Source organism: Akkermansia sp. KLE1798, assembly GCF_001580195.1.
Taxonomy (GTDB): Bacteria; Verrucomicrobiota; Verrucomicrobiia; order Verrucomicrobiales; family Akkermansiaceae; genus Akkermansia; species Akkermansia biwaensis.
This window is the reverse complement of record NZ_KQ971095.1, coordinates 32,296-52,524: the sequence shown is the minus strand read 5'-3', so window position 1 is coordinate 52,524 and position 20,229 is coordinate 32,296. Positions and strand designations below refer to the sequence as shown.

The window sequence follows — 20,229 nt, the reverse complement described above, 5'->3', positions numbered from 1 at the left end:
GATGATAGTGCAGGATGGCAGGGATGTTTTTCTGCGTAAGTTTTTCAATTCCGGAACAGGGAACTGCCCGTACGGCCCTTGGGATAATGGCGGAAGGGCAGTGTGAGCAGGTACATCAGGATCAGGGCCGGAATTTGCATCCACAGCAGGTACCAGGGCCACGCCCCCAACAGGTCCAGCACGGATCCGGAGGCGGGCGTGGAGACCGTAAAGCCGTAATTGGTGCCGAGGAATTTGTTGACGGGATGCACTGCGGCCAGATACAGGTTGGCGAAGAGGAGGGCCCACAGGAAGTCCCACCGCGCCGGCTTCCATTGCAGGGCCAGGGGCAGGTAGAGAGCCGCAATGACCGTAATGCCGTGGGAGAAGAAGAAGGCGAAGTACGTCCATGACGGGAAGTCGTGGGCCACGGAAGGCGTCACCAGCCCCTGAAGAGTGGCGCACAGCACACAGTAGTACACGATGGAGCGCAGAATGCGGGAAGGTATCCACAGGCTCAGGGCGCAGGCCACCTGCATCACGGAGCAGAAGTGCACGGGCAGCATCCATTCCCAGGGTTTGTCAGGTTCGTCGAAAAGCAGGGCGATCATGTCCGGAACCAGGCTCAACAGGCACGCGGTGCCCAGCCAGAGCGTCGTGCGGTTTCTGACGGATTTTTTGTAGGATTGTCCCAGTTCAACAATGCACAGGCCCGCCGCCAGCAGAACGGCCAGGGCCGCCCAATGGGACATTCCTCCAAATTCCAGTGGCGGCACGCTGTTCATTCAGTGACTACCATAACAGAGACGGGACGGTCAAGGCAACCGCGAAAACGCGGAATCCGGATGGAAAGGTTCAGTCTTGCAAATTCGCCTTTCGCGGGCATACTTGCCTCCGTGATGAGGCAGGGAGCGTTTATAGTGATCAGCGGGCTGCTGCTGGCCGCACTGGCCGGCTGCGACGATTCCAATGACCGGCGTTCCCGCTATGCGGAGAAGAAGCCCGCTCCGCGCCCGCTGGAGCGGAATTTTGACCCTCCCAGACAGGTATTGCCGCCTTCCGCCCCCAAAAAGAAGGAGCCCGCATGGATGGATTACCGGGGGGAGGACATGCGGCAGTTGACGGAACTTTCCGGGCGCAGGGTGCTGGTCGTTTTTTACGCCCCGTGGAGTTCCCAGGCCATGCAGTACGTCCAGGCGGTCAAATCCTATGCCGAGGCGCAGGACGGGAAGGTCTTTGCCGTGTTGATTGACGCGGACGCGCATCCGGAGCTGGCCCGCAAGTATGATCTGGAAGCGGTTCCGCTGACGGTCCTGTATCTGGAGGGAATGAAGCTCCGTGAGATGGTGGGCGGCGTTTCCGCGGCCCGTCTGGACCAGTTGATTGAACAGACCGTGCGGGTGGAATAAATGCATTCCCCGGTTTCCTGCACGGAGCAGGCGGGATTTGGAAGAAACGCAGGTTTTGCGCCGCTTTCCTCAGGAGGATGGTCCCCTTTTACCGTTTATTCTGTGGACAGGGAACGGAAGCTTTACCTGTGTTAAGGCAGGAGGGATTAAAAGGTGATGTTGACGCTGTCCCCCGCTTTCATGACCACATCTTTTTTCCTGCCCTGGTGCATGAAACGGAATTTCCCGGGACGGGAGGCTTTGGCCGTGGCCTTGATGCCGCCGTCCTTCCAGGACAGGTCGACCGTAAGGCCCCCGCGGGTGCGGAGTCCCGTGGCCGAACCCTCCGTCCATGAGTCGGCCAGCGCCGGGGCGAGCATGATGACGCGGTAGCCTTGCTGCTCAATCTGGCTCTGGATCAGGCATTGGGCCAGGCCGGACGCCATGCCGAAGTTGCCGTCGATCTGGTAGGGGGGATGCATGTCGAAGAGGTTGGGGTTGATGTATTTTTTCAACTGCGTGTAAATGCGTTCCTCCGCATCGTTGCCGCAGCCGAGCGTGGCGTACATGTTGATCAGCCACGCGGTGCTCCAGCCGGTGCATATGCCGCTTTTTCCGGTAAAGTCGCGGCGGTAGTCCACGGATTTTTTGACGGCGGCGGCGTATTCCGGGGTGTTCAGCACATCCCATTCGTTTCCCGGAAACAGGCCGTACAGGTGGCTGATGTGGCGGTGGCCCTTCTGGACTTCCTCAAAGGGTTCCTGCCATTCCTGGATGCGGCCGTCCTCCCCGATGGCGGGCTGGGGAATGCGCGGCAGGAACTGGCGGGCTTTTGCCAGGACGGGCGTATTGATTCCGAGTTCCCGGCACGCGACAATGTAGTTGCGCAGGGCTTCCCTGCCGAGCAGGAGGTCATGGGAACAGCCGTTGGAGACGGAGAGGTTGAATTTTTTTCCTGTCTTGTCCTGGACTCTGAAAACGTTTTCAGGAGAAGTCCCCGGGCCGGAGACATAGCGCCCTTTCTTGTCCTTCTGGAACCAGGACATGATGAACCGGGCGTTGGATTCCAGGATGGGAAGGGATTTTTTCAGGAACGCCTTGTCCCCCGTAAAGCGGTAGCTGTCCAGCAGGTGGGCGCAGGCCCACGCTCCATTCATCAGGCTGGCCGAGAATTCGGGTTCGCTCCCGGCATAGTAGGTTTCCTTCCAGCAGTCCACATTGTGGGCAAAACAAAAGCCGTCAAGTTTCAGGAAACGGGCGAATTTTTCACCGCCGGGCTGAAGGCTGACCACGAATTCAAGGAAGGGGCGGTGGTATTCCCCCAGTCCGGTGACGTCGGCCGGCCACTGGTTCATCTGGCAGTTGATGTTCAGGAAGAAACATCCTCTCCAGGCGGCGTTGAGGTCCGGATTCCACAGTCCCTGCAGGCCGCAGGGCAGCGCACCGGGGCGCGTGTTGGCAATGATGCAGTAGCGGCCGAACTGGAAGAGCTGTTCAATCAGATCCGGGTCCTTGCCTCCCTGCCTGACCAGCTCAATGCGTTCGGGGGTCGTTTTTTGGGCAATTCCGGCGGGCGTGTCTCCAATGTCCACCTGGCAGCGCATCATGCGTTCCGAAAAGTATTTGGCCGTTTCCTGTTCCAGCTTTTTCCATCCTGCCCTGGAAGCGGCGTCCAGAATGTTCCGGTTGAGGACTCCCAGGTCGTTTTTCAGCGGACTGTCCGGTTTCCGGCTGTTGTAGTCGGTTTTCGTGGAGGAGAGGACAAGCAGTTCCTTGCAGTTGTCTATTTTGAGAACGCCGTTGTCCATGGAAGCGTGTCCGTCGATGACCTGCGCCCTGACGGCGTTTTCAAACCGGGTGCCTCCGTTGTGGCCCTGTCCCTGGAGAGTCCATCCGTCCCTGGCCGGAGTGATGACGGATTTTTTGTCCGGATGGCGCAGGGAGAGGGTGAGGGAGCAACCCTTGGGGAGGGAGCAGGTCATGCGGTAGGCGATGCAGTCGGTGGACGGGGCGGCGACGAGTTCCGTCTTCAGCGCCCCGTCCGCAAAATGGACGTCCATTTGGGCTTTCCCGTGTTTCATGTCCAGCTTTCTGGAGAAAGATGTGGAAGGGGGGAGGCCCTGCCACTGGACGTCCAGCAGGCCGCCCTGCTGGTAACTGCCGGAGGATGATTTGTTCGACTGGACTTTCCTGCGGAAGGTTTCGTCAGCCTTTTTATAATCTCCGCTGGCGCACAGTTCCCTGACTTCTTTCAGGCCTTCCGCCGCGCCCTCCCTGGGGACGATGTCTGATTTGGCAAAGATGCTTTCTTCATTGAGGACGAGAATTTCCCTGGAGAATTCTCCGTAGGAGAGGGCTCCCAGCCTGCCGTTGCCGACTCCGTAGCCCTGCGTCCAGATTTTCGCGGGCTCCTGGGCGGTCACTTCCATGGGGGCCGGGACTGCCTGGGCGTGGAGGGCAGCCGATGCCAGGATGAGAGTGAGGATGGGAGTCCGTTTCATAGTACAGGATATCCTAGTTGGAGCAGACCAGAATGCAAGATGAAAAGACCAGCATGGTGTTTCGGAAATTAGGAAAACCCCTGGCCGTTTTTTCTGCGTTACGTGCTGATTTTCAGATTTTATTTATTTTTCAGAAAAGGAATGGAATTCACAAGTGCCGGAAAAGAAAAAGGACGGAGCGGGCAAGCCGCTCCGTCCGGATGGGAAGTTCCCGGAGGCTCCATCAACCGGCCTTCCCGGAGAACAGGCTCTTCACCCATTCCCGGTAGCGCTGGAACATGGAGTACAGGGCCGGAATGAACAGGATGCCCACGATGGTGGCCAGGATCATCCCGTAAAAGGTGGTGATGCCGATGGCCTTGCGGCTTTCCGCTCCCGCCCCGGAGGCGATCACCATCGGGAACACCCCGATGATGAAGGAGATGGCCGTCATCATCACGGCGCGGAAACGCTGCCGGGCGCCTTCCAGGGCCGCCTGCTGGATGGGAATGCCGTGTTCGCGCTCCGCCTTGGAGAATTCCACCATCAGGATGGCGTTCTTCCCGGCCAGTCCCACGAGCATGACCAAGCCGAGCTGGGCGTAAATGCTCAGGGGCGTGCTGCAGATCAGCAGGCCGAGCAGGGCGCCCAGAAGAGCCACGGATACGGAGACGATTACGGAAATGGGGACCGTCCAGCTTTCATACTGGGCCACCAGGAACAGGTAGCCGAAGAGCAGGGCCATGCCCATCAGCAGGACGATCTTGCCGTCGTTCTGGCGTTCCTGGTAGCTCATGTCCGTCCAGGTGATGGAGTAGTTTTCCGGCAGCGGGATGGCCTCGATCTGGTTCATCAGGTCGCCGCTGCTGGTTCCCGGCCTGGTCTGCACGGTCACTTCCGCGGACATGAGCTGGTTGAACCGCGCGATCTGGCGGGGACCCACCATGTACGACAGGGTGGCCACGGAGCTGAGCGGCACCATTTGGCCCTGGTCGTTCTGGATGTAGGTGTTCATGATGTCGTTAATGGTGGTGCGGTCCTCCGGGGCGGACTGCATTTTCACCTTGAACGTGTAGCCGATGAGGTTGAAGTCATTGATGTACATGGAGGCCAGCTTGCTCTGAAGCGTGGTGAAAATGCGGTTGACGGGCACGTGCATGCTCTGCGCCTTTTCACGGTCGATGTTCAGGAAGAGCTGGGGCGTGTTCGCCTCATAGGAACTGCGCGGGAACAGCGCTCCCGGGAGTTTTTCAATCTGGTCGATCAGTTTTTCCAGCTCGCGTTCCAGATCCTTGGGTGTTTCATCCCCGGTGGCCTGGAGCATGAAGGAGACGCCCCCGGTCAGGCCCAGGCCCATGATGGCCGGAGGGCTGAAGACGGTGGCCTTGGCCGCGGGAATCTCGTCGCACAGGTTGGAGGCCTGATGGATGATGGAATCCACGGAGAGTTCCGGAGTCTTGCGGTCGTTCCAGGAATCAAGCTGGGCGATGCACATGCCCAGGTTTTCCCCGTTGCCGCCCATGAAGCTGAAGCCGGAGGTGGAGGAAACCTGGCGCACCCCGGGAATGCCCATGAGCTTTTGTTCCGCACTGCGCAGGGCCTGTTCCGTTCGGCCCAGGGTGGCGCCTGGGGCAAGCTGGATGTCGCAGAAGACGGTGCCCTTGTCTTCCTTGGGCAGGAAGGATTTGGGAACGGTTTCAAACAGCTTCCAGTTGGCGGCGAAGACCGCGGCCAGAAGAATCAGGGTGAGCCACGCGCGGCGCACCATGACGCCGGCGCACTTGATGTAGCTCCGGCGCGCCCATTCCAGGGAGGCGTTGAAGGGCCGGAAGAGGCTGAACCTTTTCTGCTTCTTCTCCTTCCTGTTCTTCAGCAGCAGCACGCACAGGGCGGGGCTGAGCGTCAGGGAGTTCACGGCGGAAAGGCAGAGCGCCACGCACATGGTTACGGAGAATTGCATGTAGATGTTGCCCACCATGCCGCCGAAGAAGGCGATGGGAACGTAAATGGCTACTGTCACCAGCGTGGTGGCGATGATGGCCCCCGTGATCTGGTGCATGCTCTTCTTGGTGGCCTCTTCCGGAGTCAGGTCCTCCGTTTCCAGAATGCGCATGGTATTTTCCACCACGATGATGCCGTCGTCCACCAGGGAGCCGATCACCAGGATCAGGCCGAACATGGTCAGCACGTTGATGGAAAAGCCCAGCGGGTACAGGATGGCGAAGGTGCCGATCAGGGAGACGGGAATGGCCAGGGCCGGAATGAGAGTGGCGCGCCAGTCCTGCAGGAAGATGTAGGTAATGCCCACCACCAGGATGAGGGCGATGATGAGCGTTTCCACGATTTCCGCCATGGTGGCGGAAATGTACTGCGTGGGGTCGTAGCTCACCTCATAGGAGACGCCGGGGGGGAAGCGCTTGGAAAGCTCCTGCAGGGCGTCCTTCACCCCGGTCATGGCTTCCATGGCATTGGCGTCGTCCAGGCGGTATACGGCCATGTTCACGGAGTCTTCCCCGTTGTTGCGGCTGCTGCCCGAGTAGGTTTCCGCGCCCAGTTCGATTCTGGCGATGTCGTCCAGGCGGGTGACGTGGCCGTCCTGGCCCGTGCGGACGATGATCTTGCTGAATTCCTCCACCGTCTTCAGGCGGCCGGTGACGTTCACCTTGTACTGGATGAAGTTGTTTTCCCCTTCGGAACCGATAGAACCGGCGGCGGCCTGGACGTTCTGCGCCTTGATGGCGTTGGAGACGTCATCCGGCGTGATGTTCAGGGCGGACATGCGCAGGGCGTCCAGCCAGATGCGCATGCTGTAGTTTTTTTCCGGCATCAGGTTGATGGCGGAAATGCCCGGCACGCGGGCGATCTCGTCCTTCACCCTGGATTTGACGAAGTTGTTCAGCTCCAGGGAACTCATGTTGGTGGAGCGGAAGGCGAAGAAGCCCAGGATGTCCGAGGAACGCTTCCTGATCTTGATGCCCTGGTCCGTCACTTCCTTGGGCAGCTTGTATTCCACCCGCTTGAGCGCGTTCTGGACGTTCACCATGTTGATGTCCGAGTCCGTGCCGCTCTTGAACGTCAGGGACAGGGAATAGCCGCCGGTGTTGTCCGACTTGGAGGAGAAGTAGATCAGGTTTTCCAGGCCGTTGAGTTCTTCCTCAATGGGGGAGGCCAGGGTCTCCATCACCACCTGGGCGCTGGCCCCCGTATAGGTGGCCTGCACGTTGATGCTGGTGGGGGCGATTTCCGGATATTCCGCCACGGGCAGCTTTTCCAGGCAAAGCAGCCCGGCCAGCACCATCAGGATGGCGATGACGATGGCGAATTTGGGACGTTTGATAAACAGGTCCGCAATCATGGAAACATCAGTTTTGAGTGGAATATACGGGGTTCACCTTGGCGCCTGGACGCACCTTGTGCATGCCGTCGATGACGATGACTTCCCCTTCCTTGACGCCGGAGCTGAAGCACTGCTCGTTGTTGACCGTGTTGCCCAGCGTGACGTCCCGGCGTTCCACTACGCCCTGGTCGTTCACGACGTAAACATAGCTCTTGTAGGCGTCATGCATGACGGAGGAGATGTTCACGGCGGGGAAGCGGTCCACATTCTTCTTGGAAAGGTTGACGGTCACTACGCCGCCGGGCGTCAGCACGTCCTCCTGGTTGGGGAATTTGGCCCAGACGTTCAGCGTGTCCGTGGTGGTCTGGACGGTGTTGTCTGTCATGAACACCTTGCCCGGATGGGTGTAGGCCTTGCCGTTGGCCAGGGTCAGGGTGACGATGGCCTCCTTCTTCATGTTGTCCTGGGTGCCGAACAGGGAAAGGAAGTCGCGTTCGCTGATGGGAAACTTTACATACACCTCTTCAATGCCCGTGATGGTCACCAGGGAGCCGGAAGTGGGGGTGATGTAGTTGCCCGTGGAAAAGGTGACCCTCCCGGTGCGGCCCGTGATGGGGGCCGTGATTCTGGTATAATTCAGGTCATCCTTCGCCACGATGATGGAGGCGTCCGCGGACTGTATTTCCGCTTCCAGCGCGTGCATGGTGCTCTTGGCGTTTTCCACCGTGTCCATGGAGACGGATTTGGAGGCGAGCAGCTTGTTGTAGCGTTCAAAGCTGTTTTTGGCATAGAGAAGCTTGGCTTCCAGTTGCGCCTTCTTGGCTTCCGCCTCCTCCACGGTAGCCTTGTAGCGCGTGTCTTCTATTTCAAAAAGGAGGTCGCCCTGTTTGACCACGTTCCCTTCCCGGAACCTGGTGGCCACAATGTTGCCGGAAACGCGGGGCTGCACGGTGACGCGGTCGATGGATTCCACCTGGCCTATGTACTTTTTGTTTACCGCGCTGTCGATCGTGCTGGCCTTCTGGACGAGTACGGTGCTGGGTTTGGCGGGGGCCCCCGGCATTCCCTGGGAGTAGCCCGGCATCATGAGGCTGAAAAGCAGGCCGGAACCGGCCAGCAGGCGGAGCGGAATCTTCCGTTCATGAGTATGTATGTTCATATGGTATTACTTGGTATAGACGTGGTTGTAAAGGGTGTCCACAATGCGGCAGAAATTTTCCTGGTCCTGCTCGGAAAGGATGCCGAACAGGGAATCCAGACGCTTTTTCATGCCGTTGTAAAGCATTTGGAATCTGGATTCTCCCTCCTCGGAAAGGCGGATGCAGAGGGAACGCCTGTCGCGCGGGTTCTCCTTGCGGTCAAACAGGCCCTTCTTCACCATGCTGTCCACCAGCAGGGACGTGGAGGGGACGCTCATGCGGAGGTGGTGGGCCAGCGTCTTCAGAGGAATGCCCTCATGGCGGTTGGTCATCAGCCTGTTGAGGGCGCCCAGAGCGTTCATCTGGCGGACGGAGAGCGCCATGATTTTCTGGTAGTGGTTCTCGTCCACTTCATTCAGGTTGTCCCGTTTAAACTGGTAGAGAATGGTTTCAAACTTGTGGACGGAGGTGGTAATATCTACGGCAGGTTGGATCATGCGGCTGTTATGTCAAATGGTGTGAATAGTTGTCAAACTAAAATAAATAATGCAGGGAAGTTGTTATCGTTTTGAAATAAATAGAGAGTTAAAACGATAAATGTCTTTAATGATAAACACCGGCGTCCGTTTCCGGTTGCAAAAATAAACTTTTTTTCTTGTCAGAATCTTTTCGGGCGTATATAAACCTCACGTCCTCGCCGCAAGGCAGGGGACGGCAGCCAAGGTCATGGAGCGGTAGCTCAGTTCGGTTAGAGCGCCAGCCTGTCACGCTGGAGGTCGCGGGTTCGAGCCCCGTCCGCTTCGCCACCTTGCCTTGCAGAAACAACCGCCTCCGGGCGGTTTTTTTGTGCCCGGCTGCCGCGTTCCGGCATGTTCGGTATGGAATGCTCCTGCGGCAGCTGCTCCTGATTTTATGGGAAAGGAAAGGTACCGGGCCGTTCCTGCATTTCTCTGCGGAAATACCGTTTCCTGCCGCTTCTTTCCCGCGGGCGGGGGACCATGCTTGATTTCGGGAGTTCCTTCCGGCATGATGCCCGCATGATTCTGGAACTGCACTCTCCGTTGGACATGCATCTTCATTTGAGGGACGGCGACATGCTGAAACTGGTCGCCCCCCTGAGTTCAGCCTCCTTCGCCGGGGCGGTCGTCATGCCCAACCTGGTTCCCCCCGTGGCGGATGCGGAGGCGGTGCAAGCCTACCGCGGCCACATTATGGACGCCTGCGGCGGCGATGTATTCAAGCCTTACATGACGGCGTTTTTCCGCTCCTACACGGAAAAGGAGCTGGAGCGGCTCAAGGACCTGGTCTTCGGGATCAAGCTCTATCCGGCGGGGGCCACCACGAACAGCGAAGGCGGCGTGAAGGCCATGAAGGACGCGGAAGCCACCATGGCCATGATGCAGGAAATGGGCATTCCCCTGCTGGTGCACGGTGAAACCCACGGATTCGTGATGGACCGGGAAGCGGAATTCCTGGACATCTACCGGAACCTTGCGGAACAATTCCCCCGGCTGACCATTTGCATGGAGCATATCACCACGGCCGCTGCCGTCCGGCTGCTGGACGAATTTGAAAATCTGGCGGCCACCGTCACCCTTCAGCATCTCCTCATCACGCTGGACGACGTGGCGGGCGGCATGCTGCGCCCCCACCTGTTCTGCAAGCCCATCGCGAAAAGGCCGGAAGACCGGGAAGCGCTGCTGAAAGCCGCCCTGTCCGGCCATCCCCGCCTCATGTTCGGCAGTGACTCCGCGCCCCATCCCGTCCATGCCAAGGAAGCCTGCGGCTGCGCCGCCGGCGTGTTTACCGCGCCCATCGCCCTGCCGCGCCTGGCCGCCCTGTTTGAAGAACACGATGCGCTGGACCGCCTGCAGGGATTTGTTTCCGGCCATGCGTGCGCGCTGTACGGACTCACGCCGCCCGCCAAGACGGTGCGCCTGGAAAGGCGGGAAATGCTGGTGCCGGACGCTTATGAAGGATACGGGCAGAAGGTGGTGCCCATGGAAGCCGGGTGCGTCATTCCGTGGAGCCTGATGCAGGGCGGCTTTACAAAAATGACATAAAGCGGGTTGCATGCCCTGTCTTTGTACTGGATATCCCCGCCGATTCCATTACAATCCCTCCCCATGGATCGGATTCGTGTTTATACGGGCGGAGTAGCTTCCTGTAATGGTTATCTTTTCAAGACAAAGGATAACACTTATGTGGCGGTGGACGCTCCCTCCGGATTCGCGGACTGGATTTACTCCAAAAAACCCGACATCATCATCACGGACCTGCTGATCACCCACCAGCACTTTGACCATGTGGAGGATGCCTGCCGGATGCGCCAGATCTTCGACTGCCGCATTCATGCCGGCCAGCCGTACAATGAGAACCTGACACTTGAAAAAATGGCCCGCGACGCGTGGGGGCTCCCCCTCAACGTCCAGCCCTTTGTAGTGGATGAGGTGCTCACGTCCGACATCCATACGGCCAACTGGGGCGGTTTGCTCTGGCACCTGCACCAGGTGCCCGGCCATTCTCCGGACAGCATCATGTACGATCTTCCGGACGAGGGGATCATGTTCACCGGGGACGTCATCTTTGCCGGTTCCATCGGCAGGACGGACCTTCCCGGAGGCAATCTGCGCCTGCTGAAGCAGGGCATAGAAACAAAAGTGCTCAACCAGCCGGCCACCACCATGATCTTCCCGGGCCACGGACCGTACACCACCGTGAAAAACGAATTGCTGACCAATCCGTTTATTTCCTGACCCCGCCTGCCTCGCCGTCCGGCGCCGCGTTGGGAGTCTTGCGTTTATCAAACATACAAAATCAATGTTATTTTCAGAATTAGGCCTATCGGAACCCGTCTTGAAGGCGGTGGAAAAATGCGGTTATGAACATCCCACCCCCATTCAGGAGCAGGCCATCCCCATCATCCTGGAGGGCAGGGACCTGATCGGAGCGTCCCAGACGGGAACAGGCAAGACCGCGGCCTTCGCCCTGCCGCTGCTGACCAAAATACAGCCGATGGGCAAGCCCCAGATACTGGTGCTGGAACCCACCCGCGAACTGGCGGACCAGGTGGCGGAAGCCTTTGCCGAATACGGCGAATTCACCGGGCTGAAGGTGGCCCTGCTGTACGGCGGCCTGGGCTACGGCAAGCAGACGGAAGAACTGAACAAGGGGGCGGACATCGTCGTCGCCACGCCCGGACGCCTGGTGGACCACTTCTACCGCGGCACCATGCGCTTCGGGGAAATCAAGGCGCTGGTACTGGATGAAGTGGACCGCATGCTGGACATGGGCTTCCTGCCCATCGTCCGTAAAATTGTCAATCTGTGCCCGTGGGAGGGCAGGCAGACCCTCTTCTTCTCCGCCACCATGCCTCCGGTCATCGCCGGATTTGCCAAATGGTGCCTGACGGATCCCGCGGAAGTGACCATCGCCCGCCGGGAAGTGGCCGCCACCATCAACCACGCCATCTATCCGGTGGCCCTGGACCAGCGCGACGAACTGCTGCTGGCCCTGCTCAAGGGAACGGACTTCCACTCCGTCATGATCTTTACCCGCACCCGCAAGGAGGCGGACGCCGTGTGCGGCATGCTCAAGCAGCACGGCTACCGCGGCGAAGTGGCCGTCATGCACTCCGACATTCCTCAGAAGGAACGCATGGAGGCGCTCAAGGGATTCAAGGCCGGCAAATACGACATTCTGGTAGCTACGGACGTGGCCGCGCGCGGCATCGACATCAGCGGGGTCACCCACGTCATCAACTACCGCGTTCCGGAAAACGCGGAAGACTACGTGCACCGCATTGGCCGTACGGGCCGTGCCGAAGCCACGGGGGACGCCTTCACGATCATGACGGCGGATGAGGTGGACTTCGCCACCGCCGTGGAAAACTTCATCGGCAAGCCCATTGCCCGCAAAAAGCTGGAAGGCTTCAACTACACTTACTCCGCCCTTCTGGAAGACGAGCCCGTGCGCTCCGTCCGCAAGCCCAAGCACGCGGCTCCCAAGCGCCGCAGGCGCTAGGAATCACAAGGAACGGCGGGGAAGAAACCCTGTCCCATGCGTATTCTTGCCATAGACCCAGCCATCCGCAATACGGGATACGCCGTGGTGGAAGGCGACCACCGCCGGGCACATGCCCTGGACTACGGCACGCTGTCCATTCCCCGGACCGTGTCCCAGTCCGGCTGTCTGCTCGCCATCAAGCAGCATCTGGGCAACCTCATTGACAAATGGGAGCCGGATGAAATGGCGGTGGAACGCATCATCTACGTCCAGTCCCACCAGACCGCCATCACGATGGGGGCGGCCAAGGCGGCCGTGGTCATTGCCGCGGCGGAAGCCGGACTGCGCATCATGGAATACTCCCCCAAAAGCGTCAAACTCTCCGTCGTGGGGCGGGGCGGGGCGCAAAAGGCGCAAGTCGCCTTCATGGTGCGCGCCCTGCTGGAACTCCGGGAAACGCCGGAATCCGATGCCGCGGATGCCCTGGCCATCGGCCTCACCCACCTCTTCGCCGCGGACCCCTTGAAGGCTCACATGATAGAGCGGAAATATATTTGAGATCGAGGCCTCAAATACGAAAGACAAAAGATCAAAGACCAAAAAACGAATGCCCCGACATTCCGTCCCTGGACCTCAACAACTTTAGTCTTTAATCTTTAGTATTCAGTCTTTCTTTCCACCTTTACGGCTTGAAAGTCCTCCCCTTTCCGTCCTGCCACGCTTTCAGGAGGGAGGCGTACATCTTGTTGAGCTGTTCCAGCGTAGCCACGCGGAACTCGACCGTATTCGTATTCGGATACGCCTTGACGACGGTCGTATCCGGGTCGATGCCCCCTCCGGTTGCCCGGTTGACGGCGCCGGAACCGAGTTCCTTCGCCCGCTCGGTCACATTCTTGATGGCGTTGATGCCGGAACCCTGTCCCAGCGTTTCCAGGTAATAAAACTTGGTGGGCGTATTCCCCATGGTGATGAGGGTCACTTCATGCACCATGCAGGCATTGTCCAGAATATACCTGTGCTGGGCCACGGCCACAATGCGGCTGAGATGCACCACATACTGCCCCTCCGGAAAATTGCCGATCCAGAACTGGCTCTGGTTGTAATCGTCCGTGGACTGAACGGGAGCCCCCGTCCTGGACTGAGCTGAAAGAGGAGCAGCGGCACAAACGCAAAGTGCCAGCATAGAAAAGAAAAACCGTTTCATGCCACTATTTAATATCAGCTAGGCGGGAGAGGGAAGGAAAATTCTCCGAAATGCTTAATACGCTCTAGTATAGCCCCACTTGAAAAAGCTATAATTGCTCTATTCCGTCGGTTATTCTCGGTCATTATTCTTAATCATCAGGGAGGATTCGAATCTTTTTCTATTCGTTGCTATTTTTATGTAATATGATTATATAAGGATATTATAGTTGTGTTATTTACAGGAGTGTGAAAAAAATGGAGAAAATCTATAAATGCAATAACATTCCTCGAAAAGAGTTTTTTAATGTATCAAAATATTCTTCAGATCTATTGACTTCATGAGCAAATAAAATATCGACAAGTTGTTGATCTTTTCCAAAAATAATTATAGAAGTAACTTCTTGCTTTAAATTTTTCATGCTTATCGGAGTCATATGAATAAAGGTGTTTCTAATTTTTTGAAAATTGCTGATATGATTTTTGTATTGTCCTAATAATGACGATAAATATTGTATTTTATTAATATCTACAAATCTAGAAAATTTTTTTATTAAATCATATGCTATTTTTTCAATACATTCGGGGGAACCCCATGTAGGTTCTTCATAGAATTTGTATGAACCTGAATTTGATTTCTTAGATTTTACTATTCTACAAACAAAGTTCTTTGCGTCTTCATTATTAGATAATTTTAAATATCTGTTTTTGTAGTATTTCCCTTCTAAATCTATTCCTTCTTTTAAGATAACAATCCAGTAAGATCTCCAGAAAAAGCACCATTGGCTCCATAAATAATTCAATACTCCTGATATTATAATTATTTTTTCTTTTTTTTCTAATCCATTAGATACTATTTCCGTGGTTGCTAAATTATATAAAATATTTAATCTTTGTTTTCTAAGATTAATCATGATAATTGAATTAGTTTTAATAATTCAACAAAACGCGTTCGTCTACTTTTTACAGAATGTGTACTAGATGCACAAGCTTTTACCATAACAGAGTATTTACCATTTTCATTTTTATCGTTAATTTCAGTAAACATTTGGAGTAATTGATCGGCGACATATTCTGGATTTTCGCAAAAAACTCCTTTTTTTTCAATATAGGAATCAACAGGAAAATTTGATAAAAATCCATATTTATTGTAAATTAATGCTCCCATTAACGAATAAAAGTTATAAGGTTTTACATAATAATATTCAAAAATATTATAAAAATTATCTTTTAAAAAATCAAAAGTTCCCATAATTATTTGAAACAAAATGTCTTTTTCTGGAAAAAATATATCATTCTCTTTGTACAATAAGTCAAGTTTTTTTGTAGAACGGGCTACAATTCCTTTTAAATATTGCTGACAACACTCTGTTAGTAAATCATCATCTAGCATTCTAGAAATATCTCTATCCCCTAAAACTTTTGTTTTACTTAAGAAAGGGGTTATCCTTTCAGTTAGTTCATTAATAAACCATTTGAATTCGCCTTGGTATGTTGCAAATCTTTGTTCTTGATTATTAAGAGGTAGTGTATATGAATTAATTCGTTTAAATATTTCTAAAATTTCTTCGTTTGATCCAGACGTAATTATATCTAAAGAGACTTCATATGTAAGCAGCATTTCTTTTGTTTTATCATCTAAATCATCAAAAAATTTATTACTATATTTTTTACTTACATATGATAATTTAAATTTATTATTAATATAATCTCTGATTGTTGTTAATCGTTGCTGACCATCAATTATTTCGGAAGTTGTTTTCTGGGAATAGATATCAATTTTTTGCCATAAAACAATTTTTGGAAAAGGATATTCATTTAATATGGTATCTATAAAATATGAACGTGAATTGTTTGGCCATAACCCAGGTGATCTTTGATATTCTTTATTAATAATAATATCTCCAGATTTCATACCATTATATAAATCTGAAATTGGCTTAGTGTTACGTATAATTTTCATGTAGAAAATTGTTTTTAATGTCCCTTTTGTATAACTCTAAAATCCTTTTATTACAAGAATTTTTAGATTTCAATTCTAATTTTTTTCTGAAAAAAAGCAATTATTATCTTTCATGTTAAGGAATTTATCGTGAAAAAAATGTTCGCCAAATACCTTTCTATTCTTTTTTCGGTTCATTTTTCATAACTGATCAAATTTGGTCGTTTTATCTGAATTATTGCTCTGAATACGCCCAAACTTTTTTCTGTAGCTTTATTCGCATTGCATCCAATATCCTAAACAATTATTATTCTATTCTGAATGTTTTCAGAATAGGACAATGATCTAAGAAAAAATCTGAAAAGTTTGGCGTACACATCATAACGTTGAGAAACTGAATTGCATGTTTTTAATATTTTTTCAAATATTTTCGAAACAGTCAATTAAGTGAATGACTATCATTAAAATATTATATATCATCCTAGCAGGATTCCATTTATAAACGCACGGCCTTTTAAAAACTAAGAAATATCTCTACCCGAATTTATTATGTCAGAAACACAACTCTCTACGGCTACGCTTCCCAACACAAAACCGCATTATCATATTCTCGACGGGTTGCGTGGGGTTGCGGCCATCATAGTGGTATGGTTCCATATTTTTGAGGCTTATGCGACCAGCCATCTGGATCAGAATATCAACCATGGTTATCTGGCGGTCGATTTTTTCTTTATCCTGTCCGGGTTCGTGATCGGGTATGCTTATGACGACCGCTGGGGGAAGATGGGTATCAAGGAGTTCATCAAGCGCCGGGTGATACGCCTGCATCCGATGGTGGTGATGGGGGCCGTTATCGGGGGGATCATGTTTTATTTTCAAGGATGTTCCGTTTGGGATGTGTCCACGGTGACTGTCCTGGCTCTGTTTATCGCCACGTTCATCAACGCGTTGTTGATTCCGGCCACGCCGGGAACGGAAGTCCGGGGGCTGGGGGAGATGTATCCTTTGAATGGTCCCAGCTGGTCCTTGTTTTTCGAGTATATCGGAAACGTTCTTTATGCCTTGTTCATCCACAAGTTTTCCACCAGAGCCCTTGCGTTGCTGGTTTTTGCCGCCGGCTGCGGCCTGGCCGCATTTGCCATTCTGGGGCCTTACGGTGATATTTGTGCCGGATTTTCCCTCACCGGGACAGAGTTTACCGCGGGATTCCTGCGGCTGATGTTTTCCTTTTCCGCAGGATTGCTCCTTTTCCGCATGTTCAAACCCGCCCGGGTGAAGGGTGCTTTTTGGATATGCAGCCTGTCGATCGTCGTTCTTCTGTCCGTGCCGCGTCTGGGCGGGGCAGAGAATTTATGGATGAACGGTTTGTACGATACGGTCTGTTTCGCCCTGTTTTTCCCTCTTCTCGTCTATCTTGGGGCCTCCGGCAAGACGACCGACAAGTACACGACGCGTATCTGCAATTTCCTGGGAGACATTTCCTACCCCCTGTACATGGTCCATTATCCGTTCATTTACCTGTATTATGCCTGGGTCAAGAATGAGGAGCTTACCTTTTGGGAGTCGTTTCCCGTTGCGCTGGGTGTGGTCGCCGGGAGCATTGTCTTGGCCTATGTCTGCTTGAGATGGTATGATATACCCGTACGGAAGTACCTGATCGGCCGATTTTTAAAGCCCAGGAACAGTGTGAAGGGGTAGGGGCACTTTCTTCGTCCGCATTGGGAAAGGCCCCCGGCACATTGTTTCACCTCATGCTGTGCAGGAGGGCATGCCATTTTTCTTTTGGATGCTCTGCCGGTTTCCGATTGCCTGATTACAGATGATGTAGCCGGTTGAGGAACCGAACATGGCGGAAAAGAGGGAATAAGATAGTTATTTCATGTTTTTCCAGGAATGGCAGGTGAAGCGTGATTAGTATGAGAAGCGTGCATGATTTTTTCCTGCTGTTGCTTTCCTCCATTTTTCCCATTCCTTTTTCTTCCACGAGCCGTTTCCCGTGTTTCATTGCTGGACGCGCTGTTCATGTTTATCCTCTATATTCTCCCAATTCATCAGATCATTCGTTGCGAGATTAAAGGACGGAAATTTTTTGAGGTCGGTTCTTTTCCTCCAAGAGATGGGGCATAACCAGTAGTCCTTTTTTACCGTTTTTTCCGTCGCTCCGGATTTCCGTAGTGTTGTTCAGCCTGTTTTCCGTTGCCGTTTCCTTGCATCCTGAACAATTTTTTACAAGGCCGCATTTTCCCGTTGGGAGGCGGGAATTGATGGGAGTCCGGAGATTTTTTCACGTTTCATGCCTCATAACAGTATCTTTATTACAGGAACATGTCTGGAAATGCCGGAGATGCTGTGCTAGGACGGAGGGCATGGAAAGATTGTATCGTCCCAATGTGGCGGGGCTGATGGTCCGGCAGGACGGAAAGCTGTTGATTTGCGAGCGTTCCAGGGAACCCGGAGCCTGGCAGTTCCCCCAGGGGGGAATTGATCCGGGAGAGACGGCCCTGGAGGCCGTGCACCGGGAGGTCTGCGAGGAGGTCGGTTTTCTGCCTTCCCAGTATTCCATTGAAGAGTCCCGCGGCGGGTATCGTTATGATTATCCGCCGGAAGTGCTGGATTACGTCCGGAAGAAGAGGGATCAGCCTTTCGTGGGGCAGGAGCAGGAGTATTTCCTGTGCCGCCTGCATGCGGATGCTCCGGAACCCACGCTGGATTACCGGGAGTTCTGCGCCTTCCGGTGGATAGACCCGCGGGAGTTCAGGCTGGAATGGCTGCCGGATTTCAAGAAGGAGGTGTACGCCAGGGTTCTGTCGGATTTCTTCAATGTCCGGGCAGAGGATAGGTGAAGTGGCTCAGCAGGTCGTGGGCGGCGGAGACGGGGTCCATTTTGTCTGCCGCCACCATGTTTTCCAGAATGGGCATGCGTTCCGCCACGGCGGGGTGCTGTTCAAAGGAGGTGAGGAGCGCCTCGTGCACCAGCGCCTGCACCCATGAGAGGGACTGGTTCCGCCGGCGGTTGTACCAGAAGCCGGATTCCTTCATGCTGTCCCGGAAGCGGAAGAGCGTTTCTTCAATGGTGTCCAGCCCGCGCCCTTCCAGGGAAGAGCAGGTGAGGACGGAGGGCGTCCAGCCGGGCGTGGGGCTTTGCAAGTAGTGGAGCACCATTTTCAATTCCTGGCAGTGGGCGGCGGCGCGCTGGCGGTTGTCGCCGTCGTCCTTCGTGACGACGAGGATGTCCGCCAGTTCCATGATGCCGCGCTTGATGCCCTGCAGGTCGTCCCCAGCCCCCGTGATGAGCAGGAGCATGAAGATGTCCACCATGGAGCGCACTGTGGTTTCCGACTGGCCCACGCCGACGGTTTCAATGAGGATGACGTCGAAGCCCGCGGCTTCGCACGCGATCATGGTTTCACGCGTTTTCCGCGCCACGCCGCCCAGGGAGCCTCCGGACGGGGAAGGGCGGATGAAGGCGTTTTCCTCCCCGGAGAGTTCTTCCATACGGGTTTTGTCCCCCATGATGGAGCCTCTGGAGACGGAGGAGGAGGGGTCGATGGCGAGGACGGCCACTTTGAAGCCTTTTCTGCACAGGTAGGTGCCGAAGGCCTCGATGAAGGAGGATTTGCCCGCTCCCGGAACGCCCGTGATGCCGATACGGACGGCATTGCCGGAGTGGGGAAGGAGTTTGGAGATGAGTTCCCGGGAGGCTTCCTGGTCCCTGGCGGCGTTGCTTTCTATCAGGGTGATGGCCCTGCCCAGCAGGGCCCTGTTTCCGGAGATGACCCCCTGGACGAGTTCTTCCACGGAGGGGCGGTGGGGGCGTACTATTTTGATGCTGCTCATGAGAAAGGGATACGGAGTGTTTATTTGAAAGGAGGCTCGTTTTCCTTCGTGCGTTCCAGATCGTAGTTGAAGCGTTTGAGGACGAAAGCGCGATGATCCGCCACCTTGCGCCGGAAGTTGTCCCAGGAGCGGACGTCCATCGGTGACCATCCCGCTTCCGCAATGGCCATGGCCCGCGGATAAGTGCGGTAAAGGAGGTGGTTCAGCGTGGGGAGCTGTTCCGCCCACATGGTGGCCTGCACGCCGATGATGTGGTCCGTTTCCTTTTCCGGCCTGCCGTAGGCGGGGTCCAGCTTGTAGCTTTGTTCCAGCGTGGTGGTGGGCATCCAGCCGCGGTTGTCCTGGCCTGGGATTTGCGGGTAGTCCAGGTAGCAGTGTTCCCCGGCGGCGATGATGAGGGGAAGCCCCTGTTTTTTGGTTTCCGTGATGGTGGAGGGCGTCAGCCCCATGCGCCACGTGAAGACGGTGTCCCCCTTGCGGTAGATTCCGGCTTCCGCCCACGGCTTTTCATACCAGAGTTGGGGGCGTTTGCCGCGCGCGGCGAGCATGGAGGCCATTTTCCCTTCAAATTCCTTCAGTTCCTCGTGAACATCCTTCATGCCCTTTTTCTGGCGGTACTTGACGCTGAGGGGGCATTTTTCCCAGGTTTTTTCCAGAGGAGCCTCGTCACCGCCCAGATGGACGATTTTGGACGGGAAGATGTCCTTGAGGACATCAAAAACGGCGGCATAGAATTTCCAGATTTCCGGCTTGTGGGGGCAGACCAGGTGCAGGCTGACGCCTCCGGTGGTGCGCACTTTCGTGCCGGGGTCCGGGAAGCAGAAGAATTCAGGATAGGCCGCGGCCAGGGCCTGGTTGTGGCCCGGAAGGTCGATTTCCGGAATCACTTCGATGCCGCATTCCGCACAGTAGGCCACCAGTTCTTTCAATTCCTCCCGGG

At 54.5% G+C, this 20,229-nt stretch carries 17 protein-coding genes and 1 tRNA gene; 8 read left to right on the top strand and 10 right to left on the bottom strand.

The annotated features are described in order from the left end of the window. Positions 1 to 44: 44 nt before the first annotated feature. The gene (locus tag HMPREF3039_RS11585) at positions 45 to 731 is read right to left on the bottom strand and encodes a YwaF family protein (RefSeq protein WP_067982663.1); all 687 of its coding nucleotides are present in this window, start codon (positions 729 to 731) and stop codon (positions 45 to 47) included. A gap of 147 nt (positions 732 to 878) precedes the next feature. On the opposite strand from HMPREF3039_RS11585, the gene HMPREF3039_RS11580 reads away from it, so the two are divergent. Continuing rightward, positions 879 to 1,388 carry a thioredoxin family protein gene (locus HMPREF3039_RS11580; protein ID WP_067571865.1) on the top strand — a complete coding sequence of 170 codons (510 nt, stop codon included), beginning with the start codon at positions 879 to 881 and terminating at the stop codon, positions 1,386 to 1,388. 146 nt (positions 1,389 to 1,534) lie between these two features. Here the strand turns inward: HMPREF3039_RS11580 and HMPREF3039_RS11575 are convergent, their stop codons facing one another. The 4 genes from HMPREF3039_RS11575 to HMPREF3039_RS11560 form a co-directional block, all read right to left on the bottom strand. Next, positions 1,535 to 3,868 carry a glycosyl hydrolase family 95 catalytic domain-containing protein gene (locus HMPREF3039_RS11575; RefSeq protein ID WP_067571867.1) on the bottom strand — a complete coding sequence of 778 codons (2,334 nt, stop codon included), beginning with the start codon at positions 3,866 to 3,868 and terminating at the stop codon, positions 1,535 to 1,537. Between the two features lie 223 nt (positions 3,869 to 4,091). Further along, positions 4,092 to 7,202 carry an efflux RND transporter permease subunit gene (locus HMPREF3039_RS11570; protein WP_067571870.1) on the bottom strand — a complete coding sequence of 1,037 codons (3,111 nt, stop codon included), beginning with the start codon at positions 7,200 to 7,202 and terminating at the stop codon, positions 4,092 to 4,094. Between the two features lie 7 nt (positions 7,203 to 7,209). Further along, positions 7,210 to 8,343 carry an efflux RND transporter periplasmic adaptor subunit gene (locus HMPREF3039_RS11565; RefSeq protein ID WP_067571872.1) on the bottom strand — a complete coding sequence of 378 codons (1,134 nt, stop codon included), beginning with the start codon at positions 8,341 to 8,343 and terminating at the stop codon, positions 7,210 to 7,212. 6 nt (positions 8,344 to 8,349) lie between these two features. Continuing rightward, a complete protein-coding gene (locus HMPREF3039_RS11560) occupies positions 8,350 to 8,820 on the bottom strand; it encodes a MarR family winged helix-turn-helix transcriptional regulator (RefSeq protein WP_067571874.1) in 471 nt (156 codons plus the stop codon). 231 nt (positions 8,821 to 9,051) lie between these two features. Here HMPREF3039_RS11560 and HMPREF3039_RS11555 point away from each other — a divergent pair. From HMPREF3039_RS11555 to ruvC, 5 genes are all read left to right on the top strand, one after another. Then, positions 9,052 to 9,129, top strand: a tRNA-Asp gene (locus HMPREF3039_RS11555). A 231-nt stretch (positions 9,130 to 9,360) separates the two neighbouring features. Beyond that, positions 9,361 to 10,386 (top strand): dihydroorotase, encoded by a 1,026-nt coding sequence (pyrC, locus tag HMPREF3039_RS11550; protein ID WP_067572141.1) that lies wholly within the window; start codon positions 9,361 to 9,363, stop codon positions 10,384 to 10,386. Positions 10,387 to 10,449: 63 nt separating this feature from the next. Continuing rightward, positions 10,450 to 11,079 (top strand): MBL fold metallo-hydrolase, encoded by a 630-nt coding sequence (locus tag HMPREF3039_RS11545; protein WP_082770252.1) that lies wholly within the window; start codon positions 10,450 to 10,452, stop codon positions 11,077 to 11,079. A gap of 109 nt (positions 11,080 to 11,188) precedes the next feature. Then, positions 11,189 to 12,346, top strand: coding sequence for a DEAD/DEAH box helicase (locus HMPREF3039_RS11540; RefSeq protein WP_231863925.1), 1,158 nt, complete (start codon positions 11,189 to 11,191; stop codon positions 12,344 to 12,346). A gap of 36 nt (positions 12,347 to 12,382) precedes the next feature. Then, on the top strand, positions 12,383 to 12,886 hold the full coding sequence (gene ruvC, locus HMPREF3039_RS11535; protein WP_067571880.1) for a crossover junction endodeoxyribonuclease RuvC: 504 nt from the start codon (positions 12,383 to 12,385) through the stop codon (positions 12,884 to 12,886). Between the two features lie 124 nt (positions 12,887 to 13,010). On the opposite strand, the gene HMPREF3039_RS11530 is transcribed toward ruvC, so the two are convergent. The 3 genes from HMPREF3039_RS11530 to HMPREF3039_RS13400 all read right to left on the bottom strand — a co-directional run bounded on the left by HMPREF3039_RS11530 (position 13,011) and on the right by HMPREF3039_RS13400 (position 15,473). Continuing rightward, on the bottom strand, positions 13,011 to 13,511 hold the full coding sequence (locus HMPREF3039_RS11530; RefSeq protein WP_067982659.1) for a Rossmann-fold NAD(P)-binding domain-containing protein: 501 nt from the start codon (positions 13,509 to 13,511) through the stop codon (positions 13,011 to 13,013). A gap of 268 nt (positions 13,512 to 13,779) precedes the next feature. Next, a complete protein-coding gene (locus HMPREF3039_RS13910; protein ID WP_147550098.1) occupies positions 13,780 to 14,424 on the bottom strand; it encodes a hypothetical protein in 645 nt (214 codons plus the stop codon). Continuing rightward, positions 14,421 to 15,473: a DUF262 domain-containing protein gene (locus HMPREF3039_RS13400; RefSeq protein ID WP_082770251.1), complete on the bottom strand. Its 1,053-nt coding sequence runs from the start codon at positions 15,471 to 15,473 to the stop codon at positions 14,421 to 14,423. The genes HMPREF3039_RS13910 and HMPREF3039_RS13400 overlap by 4 nt, the downstream gene beginning before the upstream one ends. Before the next feature lie 528 nt (positions 15,474 to 16,001). Here HMPREF3039_RS13400 and HMPREF3039_RS11525 point away from each other — a divergent pair. After that, positions 16,002 to 17,150: an acyltransferase family protein gene (locus HMPREF3039_RS11525; RefSeq protein WP_067571884.1), complete on the top strand. Its 1,149-nt coding sequence runs from the start codon at positions 16,002 to 16,004 to the stop codon at positions 17,148 to 17,150. A gap of 668 nt (positions 17,151 to 17,818) precedes the next feature. Beyond that, positions 17,819 to 18,295 (top strand): NUDIX domain-containing protein, encoded by a 477-nt coding sequence (locus HMPREF3039_RS11520; RefSeq protein ID WP_067571889.1) that lies wholly within the window; start codon positions 17,819 to 17,821, stop codon positions 18,293 to 18,295. On the opposite strand, the gene meaB is transcribed toward HMPREF3039_RS11520, so the two are convergent. Further along, a complete protein-coding gene (gene meaB, locus HMPREF3039_RS11515; RefSeq protein ID WP_067571891.1) occupies positions 18,270 to 19,289 on the bottom strand; it encodes a methylmalonyl Co-A mutase-associated GTPase MeaB in 1,020 nt (339 codons plus the stop codon). The genes HMPREF3039_RS11520 and meaB overlap by 26 nt on opposite strands. A 20-nt stretch (positions 19,290 to 19,309) precedes the next feature. Next, positions 19,310 to 20,229, bottom strand: a 920-nt coding sequence (locus HMPREF3039_RS11510; RefSeq protein WP_147550174.1) for a family 20 glycosylhydrolase, incomplete at its 5' end; no start/stop codon positions are given.

What these genes read in the sequence shown, in the direction of transcription:
- HMPREF3039_RS11585 (WP_067982663.1), bottom strand. Translation starts at nt 731, where the DNA reads ATGTCCCATTGGGCGGCCCTGGCCGTTCTGCTGGCGGCGGGCCTGTGC.
- HMPREF3039_RS11580 (WP_067571865.1), top strand. Translation starts at nt 879, where the DNA reads ATGAGGCAGGGAGCGTTTATAGTGATCAGCGGGCTGCTGCTGGCCGCA.
- HMPREF3039_RS11575 (WP_067571867.1), bottom strand. Translation starts at nt 3,868, where the DNA reads ATGAAACGGACTCCCATCCTCACTCTCATCCTGGCATCGGCTGCCCTC.
- HMPREF3039_RS11570 (WP_067571870.1), bottom strand. Translation starts at nt 7,202, where the DNA reads ATGATTGCGGACCTGTTTATCAAACGTCCCAAATTCGCCATCGTCATC.
- HMPREF3039_RS11565 (WP_067571872.1), bottom strand. Translation starts at nt 8,343, where the DNA reads ATGAACATACATACTCATGAACGGAAGATTCCGCTCCGCCTGCTGGCC.
- HMPREF3039_RS11560 (WP_067571874.1), bottom strand. Translation starts at nt 8,820, where the DNA reads ATGATCCAACCTGCCGTAGATATTACCACCTCCGTCCACAAGTTTGAA.
- pyrC (WP_067572141.1), top strand. Translation starts at nt 9,361, where the DNA reads ATGATTCTGGAACTGCACTCTCCGTTGGACATGCATCTTCATTTGAGG.
- HMPREF3039_RS11545 (WP_082770252.1), top strand. Translation starts at nt 10,450, where the DNA reads ATGGATCGGATTCGTGTTTATACGGGCGGAGTAGCTTCCTGTAATGGT.
- ruvC (WP_067571880.1), top strand. Translation starts at nt 12,383, where the DNA reads ATGCGTATTCTTGCCATAGACCCAGCCATCCGCAATACGGGATACGCC.
- HMPREF3039_RS11530 (WP_067982659.1), bottom strand. Translation starts at nt 13,511, where the DNA reads ATGCTGGCACTTTGCGTTTGTGCCGCTGCTCCTCTTTCAGCTCAGTCC.
- HMPREF3039_RS13910 (WP_147550098.1), bottom strand. Translation starts at nt 14,424, where the DNA reads ATGATTAATCTTAGAAAACAAAGATTAAATATTTTATATAATTTAGCA.
- HMPREF3039_RS13400 (WP_082770251.1), bottom strand. Translation starts at nt 15,473, where the DNA reads ATGAAAATTATACGTAACACTAAGCCAATTTCAGATTTATATAATGGT.
- HMPREF3039_RS11525 (WP_067571884.1), top strand. Translation starts at nt 16,002, where the DNA reads ATGTCAGAAACACAACTCTCTACGGCTACGCTTCCCAACACAAAACCG.
- HMPREF3039_RS11520 (WP_067571889.1), top strand. Translation starts at nt 17,819, where the DNA reads ATGGAAAGATTGTATCGTCCCAATGTGGCGGGGCTGATGGTCCGGCAG.
- meaB (WP_067571891.1), bottom strand. Translation starts at nt 19,289, where the DNA reads ATGAGCAGCATCAAAATAGTACGCCCCCACCGCCCCTCCGTGGAAGAA.